Annotated in this window: 17 protein-coding genes and 1 pseudogene; 11 read left to right on the forward strand and 7 right to left on the reverse strand. The window is 67.8% G+C overall.

All coding sequences use genetic code 11. From position 1 onward, the window contains the following. Positions 1 to 127 precede the first annotated feature (127 nt). Both VIM54_RS12980 and VIM54_RS12985 read left to right on the forward strand, forming a co-directional pair. Positions 128 to 376, forward strand: coding sequence for an SHOCT domain-containing protein (locus VIM54_RS12980; RefSeq protein ID WP_331901914.1), 249 nt, complete (start codon positions 128 to 130; stop codon positions 374 to 376). Then, complete coding sequence (locus VIM54_RS12985; RefSeq protein WP_331901916.1) at positions 373 to 936, forward strand: plastocyanin/azurin family copper-binding protein; 564 nt, start codon at positions 373 to 375, stop codon at positions 934 to 936. Before VIM54_RS12980 ends, VIM54_RS12985 begins: the two co-directional genes overlap by 4 nt. 62 nt (positions 937 to 998) lie before the next feature. On the opposite strand, the gene VIM54_RS12990 is transcribed toward VIM54_RS12985, so the two are convergent. Beyond that, positions 999 to 1,349: a metalloregulator ArsR/SmtB family transcription factor gene (locus VIM54_RS12990; protein ID WP_331901918.1), complete on the reverse strand. Its 351-nt coding sequence runs from the start codon at positions 1,347 to 1,349 to the stop codon at positions 999 to 1,001. Between the two features lie 92 nt (positions 1,350 to 1,441). Here VIM54_RS12990 and VIM54_RS12995 point away from each other — a divergent pair, with 92 nt between their 5' ends. Further along, entirely contained in the window at positions 1,442 to 2,758 is a 1,317-nt protein-coding gene (locus VIM54_RS12995; RefSeq protein WP_331901920.1) for an FAD-dependent oxidoreductase, read from the forward strand. 28 nt (positions 2,759 to 2,786) lie between these two features. Here VIM54_RS12995 and VIM54_RS13000 read toward each other — a convergent pair whose 3' ends face one another. Then, positions 2,787 to 5,177: an excinuclease ABC subunit UvrA gene (locus VIM54_RS13000; protein ID WP_331902018.1), complete on the reverse strand. Its 2,391-nt coding sequence runs from the start codon at positions 5,175 to 5,177 to the stop codon at positions 2,787 to 2,789. Between the two features lie 306 nt (positions 5,178 to 5,483). Here VIM54_RS13000 and VIM54_RS13005 point away from each other — a divergent pair, with 306 nt between their 5' ends. Continuing rightward, positions 5,484 to 6,962, forward strand: a complete 1,479-nt coding sequence (locus tag VIM54_RS13005) for an SPFH domain-containing protein (protein WP_331901921.1) — start codon at positions 5,484 to 5,486, stop codon at positions 6,960 to 6,962. A gap of 26 nt (positions 6,963 to 6,988) precedes the next feature. On the opposite strand, the gene VIM54_RS13010 is transcribed toward VIM54_RS13005, so the two are convergent. Continuing rightward, positions 6,989 to 7,837, reverse strand: a complete 849-nt coding sequence (locus VIM54_RS13010; RefSeq protein ID WP_331901922.1) for an alpha/beta hydrolase — start codon at positions 7,835 to 7,837, stop codon at positions 6,989 to 6,991. A 215-nt stretch (positions 7,838 to 8,052) separates the two neighbouring features. Between VIM54_RS13010 and VIM54_RS13015 the strand changes: the two genes are divergently transcribed. The 3 genes from VIM54_RS13015 to VIM54_RS13025 all read left to right on the forward strand — a co-directional run bounded on the left by VIM54_RS13015 (position 8,053) and on the right by VIM54_RS13025 (position 10,651). Further along, positions 8,053 to 8,337: a hypothetical protein gene (locus tag VIM54_RS13015; protein ID WP_331901923.1), complete on the forward strand. Its 285-nt coding sequence runs from the start codon at positions 8,053 to 8,055 to the stop codon at positions 8,335 to 8,337. 133 nt (positions 8,338 to 8,470) lie between these two features. Then, positions 8,471 to 9,661, forward strand: a complete 1,191-nt coding sequence (locus VIM54_RS13020) for a DUF2510 domain-containing protein (RefSeq protein ID WP_331901924.1) — start codon at positions 8,471 to 8,473, stop codon at positions 9,659 to 9,661. A gap of 30 nt (positions 9,662 to 9,691) precedes the next feature. Then, the gene (locus VIM54_RS13025) at positions 9,692 to 10,651 is read left to right on the forward strand and encodes a DUF2510 domain-containing protein (RefSeq protein WP_331901925.1); all 960 of its coding nucleotides are present in this window, start codon (positions 9,692 to 9,694) and stop codon (positions 10,649 to 10,651) included. A gap of 6 nt (positions 10,652 to 10,657) precedes the next feature. On the opposite strand, the gene VIM54_RS13030 is transcribed toward VIM54_RS13025, so the two are convergent. Next, entirely contained in the window at positions 10,658 to 11,143 is a 486-nt protein-coding gene (locus VIM54_RS13030; RefSeq protein WP_331901927.1) for a MarR family winged helix-turn-helix transcriptional regulator, read from the reverse strand. A 102-nt stretch (positions 11,144 to 11,245) separates the two neighbouring features. Between VIM54_RS13030 and VIM54_RS13035 the strand changes: the two genes are divergently transcribed. Then, entirely contained in the window at positions 11,246 to 11,863 is a 618-nt protein-coding gene (locus VIM54_RS13035; protein ID WP_331901928.1) for an NADPH-dependent F420 reductase, read from the forward strand. A 353-nt stretch (positions 11,864 to 12,216) separates the two neighbouring features. On the opposite strand, the gene VIM54_RS13040 is transcribed toward VIM54_RS13035, so the two are convergent. After that, the gene (locus VIM54_RS13040; RefSeq protein WP_331901929.1) at positions 12,217 to 13,170 is read right to left on the reverse strand and encodes a J domain-containing protein; all 954 of its coding nucleotides are present in this window, start codon (positions 13,168 to 13,170) and stop codon (positions 12,217 to 12,219) included. A 464-nt stretch (positions 13,171 to 13,634) separates the two neighbouring features. Here VIM54_RS13040 and VIM54_RS13045 point away from each other — a divergent pair, with 464 nt between their 5' ends. Beyond that, the gene (locus VIM54_RS13045; protein WP_331901931.1) at positions 13,635 to 13,985 is read left to right on the forward strand and encodes a hypothetical protein; all 351 of its coding nucleotides are present in this window, start codon (positions 13,635 to 13,637) and stop codon (positions 13,983 to 13,985) included. 94 nt (positions 13,986 to 14,079) lie between these two features. After that, on the forward strand, positions 14,080 to 14,565 hold the full coding sequence (locus tag VIM54_RS13050; protein WP_331901932.1) for a glutathione peroxidase: 486 nt from the start codon (positions 14,080 to 14,082) through the stop codon (positions 14,563 to 14,565). A 96-nt stretch (positions 14,566 to 14,661) separates the two neighbouring features. Here the strand turns inward: VIM54_RS13050 and VIM54_RS13055 are convergent, their stop codons facing one another. Beyond that, positions 14,662 to 15,102, reverse strand: coding sequence for a hypothetical protein (locus tag VIM54_RS13055; protein WP_331901934.1), 441 nt, complete (start codon positions 15,100 to 15,102; stop codon positions 14,662 to 14,664). Positions 15,103 to 15,197: 95 nt separating this feature from the next. Beyond that, positions 15,198 to 15,422 (reverse strand): hypothetical protein, encoded by a 225-nt coding sequence (locus VIM54_RS13060; RefSeq protein ID WP_331901935.1) that lies wholly within the window; start codon positions 15,420 to 15,422, stop codon positions 15,198 to 15,200. A gap of 20 nt (positions 15,423 to 15,442) precedes the next feature. Between VIM54_RS13060 and VIM54_RS13065 the strand changes: the two are divergent. Beyond that, a pseudogene (locus tag VIM54_RS13065) lies at positions 15,443 to 15,656 on the forward strand (DUF4158 domain-containing protein); the annotation flags it as partial. Positions 15,657 to 15,703 lie beyond the last annotated feature (47 nt).

Genomic DNA, 15,703 nt, shown 5'->3' on the forward strand with positions numbered 1-15,703 from the left:
GCTGTCGCCGTCGATGGGCTGCAGGTGCCCCTCGGGCTTCGGGCACACTGAGCCGGGTATCGTCGAGGGGCCAAAGTCCCTTTCCAGCGCCGCGTGTCGCCGTACCGTCGATCGTGGAGGCGACAAAATGATGTACGGTTATGGCGGCCAGTGGGGCGTCCTGGGCTGGGTGGTGATGGGCCTCGTGATGCTGCTGTTCTGGGGCGGCGTTGTCACGGCGGTCGTGTTACTGCTCCGACGGCGCAGCGACGGTGATGTTCCGCGTCCGCGCGGGATCGAGGACGCCGAGCGGATCCTCAACGAGAGGTTCGCGCGCGGTGAGATCGACGAGCAGGAGTTCACAGCGCGTCGTGCAGCGCTGAGGCGTTCGGAATGACCGGGGGCCGGGGGCGGGTGCTGCTGTGGAGCGCGCTCGCGACGGTGCTGTTCACCGCCGGCTCGCTTGCCACGATCGGCCTTCTTACGGCGACAGACCCCTCGGGCGTCCGGCTCGGGCAGTCCTGCGCCGGGCCGACGTCGTCGTCGGGCACGGTGGTGCACGCGACGCTGGTCAACATGGGGATGCGCCGGTCGCCGATGGCAGGCGGGATGGGTGCCGGCGCGATGCGTCTACTCCCCGACCGGGCGACGGTGCAGGCGGGGTCGGTGACCTTCGTCGCGACGAACACCGGAACCGTGAGTCACGAACTCGTGATCCTTCCCCTCCGGAGGGGCGAGCTCGCCGGTTCCCGTCCGATCGGCGGCGACGGCACGGTGGATGAATCGGCGAGCGTGGGCGAGGCGTCGGCGAGTTGCGCCGAGGGATCCGGCGAGGGAATCCTCCCCGGCGCGCTCGGCTGGGTCACCGTGACCCTGCGTCCCGGTCGCTACGAAATCGTCTGCAACCTGCCTGGCCACTATGCGGCGGGCATGTACGCGCAGATCACGGTCACCTGACCGCGGCGCACCGGGCGCAGGGCCACGGCCAGCACGAATTCGGCGACGGCGTGTCGAACGGGTTATGCGCTCACGAGCAGCCGGGCGACCGAGTCGAGCGCGCCGGGAACGAGGGCGAAGTAGGCCCAGGTTCCTCGCTGGGTGCGGCTGAGAAAGCCGGCGTCGGTGAGTACTTTGAGGTGGTGCGACACGGTGGGCTGGCTCAGCCCAACTGGCGCGGTGAGGTCGCATGCACAGGCCTCCTGGCGCTCGGAAGCGGCGACGATCGAGATGAGCCGCAGCCGCGTGGGATCGGCGAGTGCCTTGAGCAACCGGGCGAGGTTCTCCGCGCTCTCGGCAGGCAGGGTCCGCCGCGTGAGGGGCGAACAGCACGCCGTCACGTCGACGACCGGGAGCAGGGATGTCGTGGTCACGCCGCAATCCTAGACTCATATTGACAAGCATCGATATAGCCGGGCATACTCGGATATCGACCATCGTCGATATAAGGATGAATAGCGCTGCCATGACCCTGATAGACCTCTCCCCCACGGTGCTGCGCTCGCCGCGTCTTGACGGCCTCCCCGTGGCCATCATCGGCTCCGGCCCGATCGGGTTGGCCGCGGCGGCGAACCTCGTCGAGCGCGGAATCGATTTCGTGGTCTACGAGGCCGGAGACACCGCCGCGAGCAGCCTCGCCTCGTGGGGCCACATCCGCCTGTTCTCGCCCTGGCGGCACCTCATCGACCCGGCCGCCCGGCGACTGCTGGCCACCACGGGGTGGACCGAACCCGATCCGGGCGTCGCTCCGTATGGAGCCCAGCTGGTTGACCTCTACCTCGCCCCGCTGGCCGCCCTGCCCGAGATCCGGTCGCGAATTCGCACCGGGTCGAGGGTGCAGGCGGTGACCAGGCAGGGAATGGATCGTGCGCGCTCGGCTGGACGATCGTCCGTGCCGTTCCAGCTGCGGCTGCTGCACGACTCCGGCGAGACCACCGAGGTCCTCGCGCGCGCCGTGATCGACGCATCCGGAACGTACTCGACACCGAACCCGATCGGTTCGAACGGACTCGACCCGCTCGGACTCGCCGAGGTCGCCGACCGGATCAGCCCCGCCCTTCCCGATGTGCTCGGTCGAGACCGAGCGCGATTCGCCGGGCGCCACACCGTCGTCGTCGGTGCTGGGCACTCCGCGGCGAACACGCTCATCGCCCTCGCGAAACTCGCCCGCGAAGAGAACGGCACAACCGTCACCTGGCTCATTCGGAACGACACGGCCTCGCGCGTGTCGGCCATCGGGGACGATGAGCTTCCCGGTCGCGCCTCGCTCGCTGACCGGATGCGACGCCTCATCGACTCGGGGGCCATCGGCGTGGTCGACGGCTTCGAGATCGAAGGGGTCGCTCGCACGCCAGGCGGTGTCGCCATCGCGGGCAGTCGCCGCGGTGCGCCCGCCAGTGTGGACGCGGACGTCATTGTCTCCGCGACGGGTTTCCGGCCCGACCTCGGGATGCTGCGCGAGATCCGTCTCGACCTCGATGACATCGTCGAGGCGCCTCGACGGCTCGCGCCGATGATCGACCCCAACGTGCACAGTTGTGGCACGGTCGAGCCGCACGGCTTCGCCGAGCTTCAACAGCCGGAGCCCAACTTCTTCATTGCCGGAATGAAGAGCTACGGCAGGGCACCCACCTTCCTGCTCGCGACTGGGTACGAGCAGGTTCGCTCGATCGTCGCCTGGCTCGACGGGGATCATGCCGGGGCATCCGCGGTGAAGCTTGTGCTTCCCGCGACGGGTGTGTGCTCCGCCGGCGACGCGGGCTCGCAGTCCTGCTGCTCCTAGTGGAGCCCGCTGACAGTGGCTGCCTGGGTCAGCCGCCCACGTAGGCCGCAAGATACTGGCCGGTGAGGGTGGAGCGCGCGGCGACCAGGTCGGCGGGTGTGCCGGCGAAGACGATCCGCCCGCCGTCGTGGCCGGCGCCGGGGCCGAGGTCGATGATCCAGTCGGCGTGCGCCATGACCGACTGGTGGTGCTCGACGACGATCACCGACTTGCCGGAGTCGACGAGCCGGTCGAGCAGTCCGAGGAGCTGCTCGACGTCGGCCAGGTGGAGGCCGTTGGTCGGCTCGTCGAGCACGTAGACCTCGCCCTTCTCACCCATGTGGGTGGCCAGCTTGAGCCGCTGGCGCTCGCCGCCGGACAGCGTGGTGAGCGGCTGGCCGAGGCTCAGATAGCCGAGCCCGACGTCGGCGAGCCGGTCGAGGACGACACGTGCAGCCGGCGTGTGCGCCTCGCCGGCGCCGAAGAACTCCCTGGCCTCGGTCACCGGCATCGCGAGCACTTCGCTGATGTCGCGTCCGCCGAAGTGGTAGTCGAGCACCGATGCTTCGAAACGTTTGCCCTCGCACACCTCGCAGGTGGTGGCGACGCCGGCCATCATGGCCAGATCGGTGAAGATGACTCCGGCACCGTTGCAGTTGGGGCAGGCGCCCTCCGAGTTGGCACTGAACAGCGCCGGCTTCACGCCGTTCGCCTTCGCAAACGCCTTGCGGATCGGGTCGAGAAGCCCGGTGTAGGTCGCCGGGTTGCTGCGTCGCGAGCCGCGAATCGCGCCCTGGTCGACCGTGACGACACCGTCCCGTCCCGAAACCGAGCCGTGGATCAGCGAGCTCTTGCCCGAGCCGGCCACCCCGGTGACGACGACCATCATGCCCAGCGGGATGTCGAGGTCCACGTTCTGCAGGTTGTGTTCCGACGCGCCGCGAATCTCCAGCGTCCCGGTCGGCGGACGCACCGCCTTCTTGAGCGCGGCCCGGTCGTCGAGGTGGCGACCGGTGAGGGTGTCGCTGGCCCGAAGTCCCTCGAAGGTACCCTCGAAGCAGACGGAACCGCCCGCGGTACCGGCACCGGGACCGAGGTCCACCACGTGGTCGGCGATCGCGATCGTCTGCGGCTTGTGCTCCACGACGAGAACCGTGTTCCCCTTGTCGCGAAGCTGCAGCAAGAGCATGTTCATACGGTCGATGTCGTGGGGGTGCAGCCCGATGGTGGGCTCGTCGAAGACGTAGGTGATGTCGGTCAGAGGGGAGCTGAGGTGACGGATCATCTTGGTGCGCTGGGCCTCGCCGCCCGACAGCGTGCCGGTCGGTCGGTCGAGGGAGAGGTAGCCCAGCCCGATCTCTACGAACGATTCGAGGGTCTGCTGCAACGCGTCGAGCAGCGGCGTCACCGTCGGCTCGTCGAGACCTCGCACCCATCCGGCCAGGTCGCTGATCTGCATGGCGGAGGTGTCCGCGATGCTGAGGCCGGCAATCTTCGAGGAGCGGGCGCCCTCATTCAGCCTGGTCCCGCCGCATTCCGGGCAGGTGGTGAAGGTGACGGCCCGGTCGACGAATGCACGGATGTGCGGCTGCATCGCCTCCTTGTCCTTGGAGAGCATCGACCTCTGGATCTTCGGGATCAGGCCCTCGTAGGTCAGGTTGATGTTGTCGACCTTGATCTTGGTCGGCTCCTTGTACAGCAGGTCGTGTAGTTCCTTCTTGGTGAACGAGCTGATCGGCTTGTCTGGATCGAAGAAGCCGGAGCCGCTGAAGATGCGGCCGAACCAGCCGTCCATGCTGTAGCCGGGGATGGTGAGCGCGCCGCCGTTGAGGGACTTGCTGTCGTCGTAGAGCTGGGTCAGATCGAGGTCGGTGACGCTGCCCATCCCCTCGCAGCGCGGACACATTCCCCCGGTGACGCTGAAGCTCCGACGCTCCTTGACGGTCTGTCCGCCACGTTCGAGGGTGACCGCGCCCGCCCCGCTCACCGACGCGACATTGAAGGAGAACGCCTGGGGTGAGCCGATGTGCGGCCGTCCGAGCCGGCTGAAGACGATCCGCAGCATCGCGTACGCGTCGGTGACGGTGCCGACGGTGGAGCGCGGATTGGCACCCATCCGCTCCTGGTCGACGATGATCGCCGTGGTCAGCCCGTCCAGCACGTCGACCTCGGGCCGCGCCAGCGTCGGCATGAAGCCCTGCACGAATGCGCTGTATGTCTCGTTGATCAGCCGCTGCGACTCCGCGGCGATCGTGCCGAACACCAGCGAACTCTTGCCGGATCCGGAAACCCCGGTGAACGCCGTCAGTCGACGCTTCGGGAGCTCGACGGTGATGTCCTTGAGGTTATTGGCGCGCGCGCCCTGCACGCGGATCAGATCGTGGCTGTCGGCGAGCCTCGGCTCGGGCGACTGCGCGTCTGTGGTCGTGCTGGTGGTCATGCTCATGGTCCCTCCTCTGTGCGGCGGCGGCCTTCGCGGTCTCCGTCGGCGTCGGCTGGTTGACTTTCACCAGCATCGAACGCACGTCGTTTTCTCCTTCGCCTCGAGTGAATGGCGATGTCCCTCGCCTTCAGGCTATGCCGTGGGTGCTGACCGGCGCTTCTCCGAGCCTGCTCGAACAGCGCGGCAACGAAAGATCCTCAGTCCGCGCCTAGGCTGGTGGCGCGCAGGAATATCCCTGCGCCCGGTGGATGCGCCGGAAGCCGCTCCGCCGAAGCCGCGCCTCGTGCGCACGAAGGGCAACCCGTGTTCGACTTTCTGTTCTCCCCGGTGCCGGCGATCATCATCGGTGTCATCGTTCTCTTCTTCGTTGTGCTCATCTACGCGAAGTCCGTCTATAAGAACGCGGGCCCGGACGAGGCGATCCTGATCACCGGAAAGCGCTCGAAGGTGAAGACCGTCGGCGGAGTCGCGACCGAGGAGTCCGGCATCCGCATCGTCGTCGGCTCCGGCGTGTTCATCACGCCGTTCTTCCAGAAGGCCTTCAAGATCAGCCTCCGCTCACGCGCCATTGAGCTCGCCGCCGTCGCGCAGGACGCTCGCGGGATCACCCTCACGGTCGAGGCCGTCGCGATCGTCAAGGTCGGCGACACCCACTCCGCCATCCTCGCGGCCGGCCAGCGCTTCATCGGCAACGACAAGAACATCGACGGCTTCGCGCTCGAAGTGCTGTCCGGGTCGCTTCGCTCGTCGATCGGCGGCACGGATGTGCAGACCATCATCCAGAAGCGGGACGAGCTCGGTGCCGCGGTTCTCTCCACCGCGCGCGAGTCGCTTCTCAGCCAGGGACTCGACGTCGACTCGTTCGAAATCAAGGGCATCTCCGACGACAACGACTACATCCGAAACATGGGTCGCGCCGAACAGGCCGCGGTGCTTCGGGCCGCCGAGGTGGCGGAGGCCCAGGCCGGGCAGGCGTCGCAGGAGGCGGCGATCGCCGCCGAGCAGGCCGTCGCCATCGCCCAGAACACGCTTGCCCTCAAGCGCGCCGCGCTCCAGCTCGACACCGACAAGGCGACGGCGGAAGCCGCAGGAGCCAAGCCGCTCGCCGAGGCCAAGACGCGGCAGAACATCGTGCACGAGCAGGAGGTCACCGCCCAGGCGGCCGCCAAGCTCCGCACCGCGGAGCTCGCGTCCGAGGTCAACGCGGTCGCCGACGCCGATGCGTACAAGGTGAAGGTCGCGGCGACCGCCGAGGCTCAGGCGCGCGTCATCGCGGCCAACGCCGAGCGCGACAGCCGCATCGCGAACGCCGACGCCATCCGCGCCGAGGGCCAGGCAACCGCCGACGCGATCCTCGCGAAGGGTACCGCCGAGGCCGAGGCGACGAAGCTCGCGGCGGCCGCCGTCGCGCAGCGTTCGGAGGCGCTCATCCAGCTTCGCCTGGTCGAAATGCTCCCGCAGATCGCGCACGAGCTCGCCGCGCCCCTGGGCAACATCGACCAGCTGACGGTCGTCTCGACAGACGGCGCGAGCCAACTAACGAAGAATGTCGCCGGCGGCTTCTCCGAGATCGACGCGGTGTTGAAGTCGACCACCGGCCTCGACATCCGGAGCCTCCTCGGGAGTTTCGTCGGCGGTGCGGCGGCCGGCTCGGTCGCCGCCCACGCTGCGCAGCCGACCGCCGCCGTCACCCTGCCGAGCGAAGTGAGCGTGGCGCTGCCGAAGATACGGCTGGAGCCTGCCCTCGCGGCGCAGGTGCCGACCGTTTCTGTGGAGGAGTAGACACGGAGGGCCGTTCGGCCAGGCCGTTACCCGGCGGTGTGCTCGTTCACGAAGTCGAGAGTAATCTTGGCGACCTCCTCCCACCCGCTGTCGATCGTGAGCGAGTGGCCTCGGTGCGGGATGGAGACGATCTCCGTGACTCCCACGTTGCGCTTCTGCCGGTTGTATGAGGCGTTGACGATCGCCCACGGCACGGTGTGGTCGTCGGCCCCTGAGATGAGAAGGAGTGGACCGCGGTCGGGGTTGGTGGTGTCCACCTTGTCGTCGGACCACGGGTTGACGTTGGCGGCGGCCGCGGAGAAGAGGGGGCGGCCGGGGGCGGCGACGTGGTACTTGTCGTAGATCTCCCTCGCCTCGTGCTCGTCGAGCGCGTTGGCCCATCCGTAGGCGAATTGCTCGAAGGTGAGGGTGACCGCTCGGTCGAAGTTGGCCGGATTGGCCAGCACCGCAGACGACGACCTGAGGGAGGAGACGGGCAGGGGAAGCACTCCCTGGAACGGGGCCGGGTCGATCGCGACGGTGGCGCGCGAGGCGCCGTCACCCGCGAGCTTCTGCGCGATGACCCCGCCAAACGAGTGGCCCACGATCGCCGGCTTCGAGCCGAGCTTCGCGATCGCTTCGAGGTAGTGGTTGGTGACGGCGCCGATCGACTTCCTGGCGAAGACCTCTGGATGCTCGCGGGCCTCGCCCACGGTCTCCGGGTCGTCCGGCCACCCTGGCGCGATGGTGGCGTAGCCGTTCTCCTCGAAGAGCGCGCGCCAGTCGTCCCAGCTGCTCGGCAGAAGCCAGAGTCCGTGAACGAAGACTACGGGTGTGAGTCCCGTGGAATTCGCCCGCTGGATTTGCTGCAGTTCCTGGTCGGTGATCGTCGCCACGGCCACACCTCCAAACGAATGGGATACCTCGATCGTCCTCGCCTCGGGTGCTCCGGGTCAAGACCGTGCGGTGCGCCGCATCTGCGGCCGGCACGACTTCCCCGATCGGGGTTCCGTACCGCGCTCGAGGCGTCTATCGTGACGACTAGCGGCCCGAACCGGGGCGCGGAGTTCGACTGCCGACAACTCAACGACGAGAGCAGGAGAAGCAACTGATGGCTGACAACACAGGCGAACGCGACGCCAAGGGCATGTATCAGGACGAGCAACTACCCGACGGAAATCGCTCGACCTCATCCGGTGAAGACGGCATGTACACCGACGAGCAATTGCCGGATGGATCGCGCAGCACCGCCACGGACCAGCGCGGAGCATACACGGACGAAGAGCTGCGGGACGGCTCCCGCACTCGCGAAGATCAGACCGAGCCCGACATGGGCAACTACACGGAATCGGAGACGCGCGAGGACGAAAAGGAGCGGAACGACCAGCACGACTGACGGGTCGGTGGAGGCGCGATGGTCAACCAAAGCCCCACGTTCTGGGGTACGGACGGGCATCGCGGTACGGTGAGCATTGCCCGTAAACTCCCGATAGGGCCCACAACGGGCCTGACTATCGGGGGATGTCAGCGTGTCAACGAATCTGCAGTCCGACGTGGTGTCGGCCGGCTGGTACGCCGACCCCGAGGACGACGGTCGGCTGCGCTGGTGGGACGGCGAAGCCTGGACCACTGACGTCATTGCCGTGCCGGAGATCGACCATGAGGCTGTGGCGGAGGCCGTCGTCGTGCCCGAGGTGTTTCTCAGCCGCCGGGAATTGCGGGAGAAGACCGGTCCGCTCATCACGGGATCGCCGGAGGAGCCGGAGGAGCCGGAGGTGCCGGAGGTGATCGCTCCCCAGGAGCCGGCGCCGCACACGGACGAGCCGCAGCATCCCACGTCGTCCGGTCGGGTGGTGCCGACGCCGCCCGTCGCGCGACCGTGGCTGGGCGCTCCCCCGCCCATGGTTCCCAAGTCCAGCATCCGCCGGCCGTCCACTGCGCCCACCGACCTCGGGTCGCTCCTGGCGCAGGATCGCCCGGCCTATGTGCCGATGGGATCGCACTACGGGTCGGAGGCGTCCGCGAGCGGGGCGAATCTCACGATTGCCAAGAAGTCCATCACCTGGGCGGTGTGGGTGCTCGCCCTGTTGCCGATCGTGCACTTCGCCCTCATCTGGCTGCTCATCGACGAGTTGCACACCTCCCAGGGCCTGTCGCTGCGCTACGTGCTCTTCGGAGCACCGACGATTGTCTACCTCGCGCTCGCCCGCGCCGACCACCAGGCGCTCATCCGCAACGGCCACGGCACTGTCGCGCACACGGGTTGGGCCGTGATCCCGCCGCTCTACCTCCTGATCCGCTGCGTCCGGGCGGGTGGTGCGAGCGTCTGGCCGCTCATCGCCTGGCTGCTCCTCGAGGGTGCAGCAATCGCCTTCCTCGTACTGCAGTCGCCGGCCGTGTTCGGCTCGTTCGACGCGGCGAGCACCTCCGGCAGCACGCTGACGGCCTCCACGAGTGTCGGCCGTCCGCTCACCGAGGCGGAGCGTGCCGCGCAGCTGACGCCCACCGGCATGGCGGCCAAGCTCCAGAGCGACCTTGTCGCGACCAAACTCAAGTTCTCGGACGTGACCTGCCCCGCGATCCCCTCCACCGACGACGGCACCAGGGTCGTCTGCACGGGAATGCTCGCTTCGGTGAAGATGGATCTCACCGTGTTGATCGACTCGGCTGAACCGAACGTGGCCTTCGGCCTCGTCGGCGAGAGCGTGTCGGCGCAGTGAGCGCCAGGCAGCAGACGGAGAGGCTTCGCCGTGGATGACGAAGAGATGGTGATCGCTCCGGCCGGCTGGTTCGACGACCCGACCGGTCTCGAGCTGAACCGCTGGTGGAACGGCACCGAGTGGACGGAGCACACTTCGCCGAGACCGGCCGCGCTCGTCGGCGCCGGATCGGTTGCCGCCGGGCCTGCGGGCTCCGGGTCGGCCGCGGTCGGGCCTGCGGGCTCCGGGTCGTTCGGCGCCGGGTCGCTCGCGCCCGCCCTTCGCCCCCGCGCGCCCGAGATCGAACCGCTCCCGCACGACGTGACCCACACCTACGTGCCGTTCGGCGAACACCGCTCCTGGCAGGGACACGTGGCACCGGTCGCGACGGCCCCGATCCGGTGGAACACCCCGGGCGCCATCGCCGTCGGCTTCACCCCGTGGGTCGGCCTGATCGCCTCGGTTGGGCTCGTTGCGCTCGCCCTTCTCGGCTCCGGAGCCTGGTGGTGGTGGTTCGTCGGCGCTGCGCTTTTGCCCCTGCTCTGGTCGATCGCCTTTGCCGCGCGCGACCGCAACAAGTTGGAGGGGTGGGGGTACGAGGCGCGACCGAGCCTCGCCTGGCTCCTTCTCGGCCCGCTCGCCTACCTGATCGCTCGCACCGTTCGCGTTCACCAACGGGTGCGCCGGGGTTCGCTCCCCCTGTGGCTGTTCATCATCAATTCGGTGCTCATCTCGGCTCTTGTCGTGGGAGTGGGCGCCGGCCTGGGGGCGAGCCTCGCGGCCCGCGGCACCGCGGCGATCGAACAGCGCACGGAGTCCGAGCTCGGCAGCCAGGGCTACGACTACTCGGTGGCCTGCCCGGCGTCGCTGGCCATTTTCGCGGTCGGCTCGACGTTCGACTGTGTCGCGTCCGACGCCACGGGAACCGTCGGCACGGTGACGGTGAAGATTACGGGCCCGAACGGCACCTTCGCCTACCGCTTCATGCCCTCTCCCTCGGCGGGTGCGTGACGACGGCTACCTGCCCGTGATCGAGCCGAACCGATTGTCCGGGTCGAGACGGCCGAGCATCCTGGCCATGATGCGGTCGAGATCTGCCACATCGTCGTCGTCGAGAACGTCGATCACGTGCTTGCGCACGGTGCGCACATGGCCGGGTGCCGTGGCGACGACCTTGTTCCAGCCGGCATCCGAGAGCACGGCGTTCGTCGCGCGACGATCCTCCGGGCACGGGACGCGGTCGAGGTAGCCGCGGGTTTCGAGTCGCGAGACGACGTGCGACAGCCGCGGCAGGGTGGCGTTCGTCTCGGCGGCCAGCTCCGTCATCCGCAGCTTTCGCCCGGGCGCCTCGGAGAGCATCGCGAGCACGAAGTACTCGAAGTGGCTCAGTTCGGCGTCCCGCTGGAGCTGTGAGTCGAGCGCGCCAGGGAGCAGTTCGACCACGGAGATGAACTTTCTCCATGCGTCGAGCTGGGGGGCGGTGAGCCACGGCGAATCTTCCATTCCCCCATCCTACCAAAATCACTTGACGCTACAACTAAAGCGACTATATTGGTTGTATCAACAACTATTGGGCGTGGGCCCAACGACAACGGGAGAAGAACAATGGCTGACATCACGATCATCGGTGCGGGAAACATGGGCGCGGCGATCGCCGCCGTGGCCGTCGCAGGCGGCAACGCGGTGCAGGTGCTCGCCCGCGACGCCGCGAAGGCAGCCGCGGCCAACCCGTCTGCGTCGGCCGGAGTCATCGGCGACCCGATTACCGGCGACATCGTCGTGCTCGCGGTGCCGTTCGGGGCGGTTCCGGCGGTGGTCGCCGAGCTCGGTTCGCAGCTCGACGGCAAGATCCTGGTCGACATTTCGAACCCGGTCGATTTCTCCACATTCGACTCCCTGGTGGTTCCCGCCGACGGATCCGCGGCTCAGGAGATCGCTGCCCTCGTGCCGTCGGCGAAGGTGCTCAAGGCCTTCAACACCAACTTCGCGGCGACACTCCACAGCGGGCGGGTCGGCGACGAGGGCACCACCGTGATCGTCGCCGGGGACGACGTCGAGGCGAAGGCGGCCCTCATCGGCGCGCTCGCGGGAAGCGGCGTCGCCGCGGTCGACGGCGGGAGCCTCAGGCGCGCCCGCGAACTGGAGGCCCTCGGCTTTCTGCAGCTGACCCTCGCCGCCGGCGAGAAGACGTCCTGGACGAGCGGATTCGCCCTCGCCGGCTGACGTGGGCAGTGGGCGGGGCGCGCCGGTCTGCTCCTGACGATCCGCCGCCCGGGATGATCCGGCCGTGTCATTGGTGATTCTTTCACTCGCGCTTCCGCCCGCTTTCTGGCCCGCGCCACTCCGCGTCTCGCGTCTCGCACGCGTTTCTCCGGAGGTTTCGGATCGCTCGCTCAACTTGTACGTTCAAATGGCCCGGTTTGATGCGAATTCGCGAAAGCGACGCAAATCCTCCGGAGAAATGTTGGTTTCGAGCGAGCCGTGGGCACTGGGCGGGCGGCGAGACGGGTGGGCAAGCGGCCAGCAGCGGGACGAGTGGCAGCAAGCGGCCGGGCAGCGGATGCGCGAGGCGGCTCCTAGACGAACCGGATCTTCTCCTGGAGCTTGGCGCGAACCTCGAACAGCTCGGCTCCCCCGGCGAGCGATCGGCCGGGCAGGCCGTCGCGCAGGAGCGCGGGAAGGTATGACCGCTGCACGGCGACGCCCGCGGCCCCGCGCACGTTGCCCAGGGAGACGATCGGCGCGTCCAGTTCGTCGTCGGGGAGCACGATCACGAGTGCGGTAAAGCGCACACGAACAGCGCGGACGAGGGCCTTGGCTCGAAGGCCGAGCTGGTGCATGGGACGATCCTCGGTGAGGTCGTAGGTGGCGACGGCCCCGACGAGCTCGCCCCGGCGAACGCGCACCGGGGCGCCGTAGTCTTCGGAGAGGATCGCGAACAGGCCGGTCGGGCCGAGCACGACGTGGTCGATCTTGTTCTCCGGGTCGCCGGTGGCCACGTCGTGCCAGACGGTGTAGCCGATCCCGAGCAACGACAGGGTGCGGGCCGTCGCCTCCTCGGCGAGAGCGTCGGCGAGGATGTGCCGGATCTCCCGCGGAGCGCTCCTGACGAGTGCCGGGTCATAGGGGTCCGCGAGCACCTCGCCGCGGCCCACCCATTCGCGCATGAGGGCGAGGTAGCGTTCGCGTCGCCAGCCCCCGGGGTGGCCGTAGGCCCGAGCACGCGGGCGCGTGTCCCGCTGCTTCGGTGCAGACCGGGGCGCCCAGGTGAAGGAGCCGTCCCCCTCCGCGTCCTGGTCTGCCGTCGTCGTGCGCGCGAAGCCGCCGCGATTGTAGGCCTCGCGATCGGCCGGCGTGCCGATCCGCTCCCAGGCCAGCTGAACGGCGACGAACCGTGCCGTGCTCCCGCCGGTGTCCGGATGGGACTCCCGCAGCAGCCGGCGGTACGCGCGCCGGAGCTCGTCCTCGCTCGCCGAGGAGTTCACCCCGAGCACCTCGTACGGCGTTGCCGAGATGGGACTGTCTGGCATGGGCTCTTTCTGGCAGGGGCGCGTCGGTCGCGCCGGGAACGCTGTCGAGAATATCGAACCGATCCTGTGACCCGGATGGTGGAGAGCGGTTTTCCAGCGTAGGGCATCCGGCGGCGTTCTCTCCGCTCGCGCGACTGGATGGTAGCTCCCAACTGCTCACTGCAGCATCACAGTTACCCGAGAGAATGCAGCCCCAACATTGGAGTCCTCACATGAAGGGCGCGTGCCCTTTTCCTCGCCGTGCGCGTGCGATTAGCGTCGAAAGGGCAAGTAACCACATCGGAATGTACAGAGATTCACTGAGTCAGGGGAAGACAATGACATCGAGTACTGGAACCGCAGAACGAACGACCGCCGAAACCACATCGGCAAACGAAGCATCGGGCGAGCGCGTAACCACGCAACTGCACGCCCGTCGGCTTCGCCTTCAATTGGAAAGTCGACGCGCAGCGATGGGGATTGGGGTGGCCGCCGTAGCGGCGATCCACGTTCTCGACCTGCCGGGCAAACTCAAGGAAACGCCATATCTCGGGTACCTCTACATTGTTCTCATTGTGGCGGCGCTCGTGATCACGGAACGGCTGTTCACGGTCGCGACGAAGCTCGACTACCTCGCGGCCGGAGCCCTCGCGGCCGCGGTTCTCGTGGCGTTCGTGATCAATCGCACGGTCGGAATGCCAGGCGCGATGGACGACATCGGCAACTGGCTCGAGCCGCTCGGCCTTCTCTCCCTCGTGGTGGAAGTGTTTGTCGTGTGGCAGTCCGTTGCCGCGGTGAGGGCGATAAGTCGCATCCGCGTGCTCGTGGTCGACTGACGTAGAGCTCGCGCACGGCCGAACGGCCGCGTCCGACCGGTATCTCCCCGACCACTCTGGGAATACGGGCCGGGGCGCGGCCGTTCGCTATTTCATGGCCATCAACGACATCCCGATCACCACCATCGACGGACAGACCACCTCGCTCGGCGCCTACCAGGACAAGGTGCTGCTCATCGTGAACGTCGCGTCCCGTTGCGGGCTCGCCCCGCAGTACGAGAAGCTCGAAGCGCTGCAGAAGAAGTACGGCGAGAAGGGGTTCACTGTTCTGGGCTTCCCGAGCAACCAATTCCTGCAGGAGCTCAACAGCGAGGACGCCATCAAGGAGTACTGCTCCACCACGTGGGGTGTCACCTTCCCGATGTTCGCCAAGGTCAAGGTGAACGGCCGCTCGCAGCATCCGCTCTATGGGGAGCTCGTGAAGACCCCGGATGCCGACGGCCAGGCGGGCAAGGTGAAGTGGAACTTCGAGAAGTTCGTGGTCACTCCGTCCGGGGACGTGCACCGCTTCCGGCCGACCACGGAGCCGGACGACCCGGCTATCGTCGGCCTGATCGAGGAGTCGCTCCCCTCCCGCTGATATGTGGTCGGTTTTGTCACGTGGGCAGGGCGAAGCGGCGTCCCGCTGCTCTAGCGCGGCGCGGCCGGTCGACTCTGCGGACGCGCGTGCGCCAGATCATCGGTCGCTCCCCCGCACCGGAAACCGGTAGTCGTCGGGTGCCAGCCAGCGCACGCCGCGTCGATGGCTGAGAAGGAAGCCGCGCACGCGCAGGCCCTTCTCGCGGAATTCCTCGTCGATGGTGCGTGCCCACTCCGTGTCGGCGGGGGTGACAGCCTGGTCGGCGAATCGCTCAATCACGACGATGACCGAAGCCGCGGCCGCAGACTCCATGGCGATGGAGATGCCCTCCGCGAGGTTACGGACCGAGGCGTCCGGACGAGTCGGCGGATCGCCGACGGGGATGATGAGTGGCAGTTGAACCTGGTGTTCGTCGAGGAACAGAAACCAGAGTTGGCGCCGGCAGGCTCGCCCCACGAGGGCGGAGACCCTCTGCTCGACAAGGGCATCGGTGGTGAGCGGCTGCAGGAGCGACTCGCTGTAGGTCGGTGGTCTCATGGCGCAATGATGGTCGCCACGGCGAAGCGGTCGAGGAGCCCGGGCGCGATCGGTGCACACGGCACTCCCCTGCACGGCTGGGAGGAGGAGGCCGCCTACTCGGTGCCGATATCGTCCGCGAGCCGGAGCTCCTCGAGATCGATCCGCGCCTGCATGCGCCGGAGAATCACGTCGTCGATCTGATTCTCGTCGCGGAGCCTCAGCAGCGTCTTGCGTTCGACCGGCAGGAGCGCGAGCCGGAGAGCCGCCTCGTGGTCGGTGTCGATCTCGTCGCGGCGGGCCAGCTCGGGGTTGACCTCCTCCCGGTGGATGCACTCCAATAGCGCCTCATAGGGGCAGTTACACACTGCGGGTGTCAACGGTTCACGAGCATGCGCGCGAGATCCGCGTGGCGTACGGGTACCGCGACTTCGATGGTCCGCTGGCCGAGGAACTGACGCTGTTTGTCTACTCGCGGGCCTGGACTCACGGTGACGGGTTGACCGTGTTGTTCGAGCACGCGACGGCATGGCTTCGTCGGGAGCGGGTGCTGCTGCCCGGGGTGAGCGTGCTGGCGCGTCTGGCGCGGAGGCACCGTGACGTAACCCCGATTCAGATCGGT

The sequence above is a fragment of the Lacisediminihabitans sp. genome (assembly GCF_036569425.1).
Lineage (GTDB): Bacteria > Actinomycetota > Actinomycetes > Actinomycetales > Microbacteriaceae > Lacisediminihabitans.

What these genes read in the sequence shown, in the direction of transcription:
- VIM54_RS12985 (WP_331901916.1), top strand. Translation starts at nt 373, where the DNA reads ATGACCGGGGGCCGGGGGCGGGTGCTGCTGTGGAGCGCGCTCGCGACG.
- VIM54_RS13040 (WP_331901929.1), bottom strand. Translation starts at nt 13,170, where the DNA reads ATGCCAGACAGTCCCATCTCGGCAACGCCGTACGAGGTGCTCGGGGTG.
- VIM54_RS13015 (WP_331901923.1), top strand. Translation starts at nt 8,053, where the DNA reads ATGGCTGACAACACAGGCGAACGCGACGCCAAGGGCATGTATCAGGAC.
- VIM54_RS12995 (WP_331901920.1), top strand. Translation starts at nt 1,442, where the DNA reads ATGACCCTGATAGACCTCTCCCCCACGGTGCTGCGCTCGCCGCGTCTT.
- VIM54_RS13000 (WP_331902018.1), bottom strand. Translation starts at nt 5,177, where the DNA reads ATGACCACCAGCACGACCACAGACGCGCAGTCGCCCGAGCCGAGGCTC.
- VIM54_RS12980 (WP_331901914.1), top strand. Translation starts at nt 128, where the DNA reads ATGATGTACGGTTATGGCGGCCAGTGGGGCGTCCTGGGCTGGGTGGTG.
- VIM54_RS13035 (WP_331901928.1), top strand. Translation starts at nt 11,246, where the DNA reads ATGGCTGACATCACGATCATCGGTGCGGGAAACATGGGCGCGGCGATC.
- VIM54_RS13050 (WP_331901932.1), top strand. Translation starts at nt 14,080, where the DNA reads ATGGCCATCAACGACATCCCGATCACCACCATCGACGGACAGACCACC.
- VIM54_RS13055 (WP_331901934.1), bottom strand. Translation starts at nt 15,102, where the DNA reads ATGAGACCACCGACCTACAGCGAGTCGCTCCTGCAGCCGCTCACCACC.
- VIM54_RS13030 (WP_331901927.1), bottom strand. Translation starts at nt 11,143, where the DNA reads ATGGAAGATTCGCCGTGGCTCACCGCCCCCCAGCTCGACGCATGGAGA.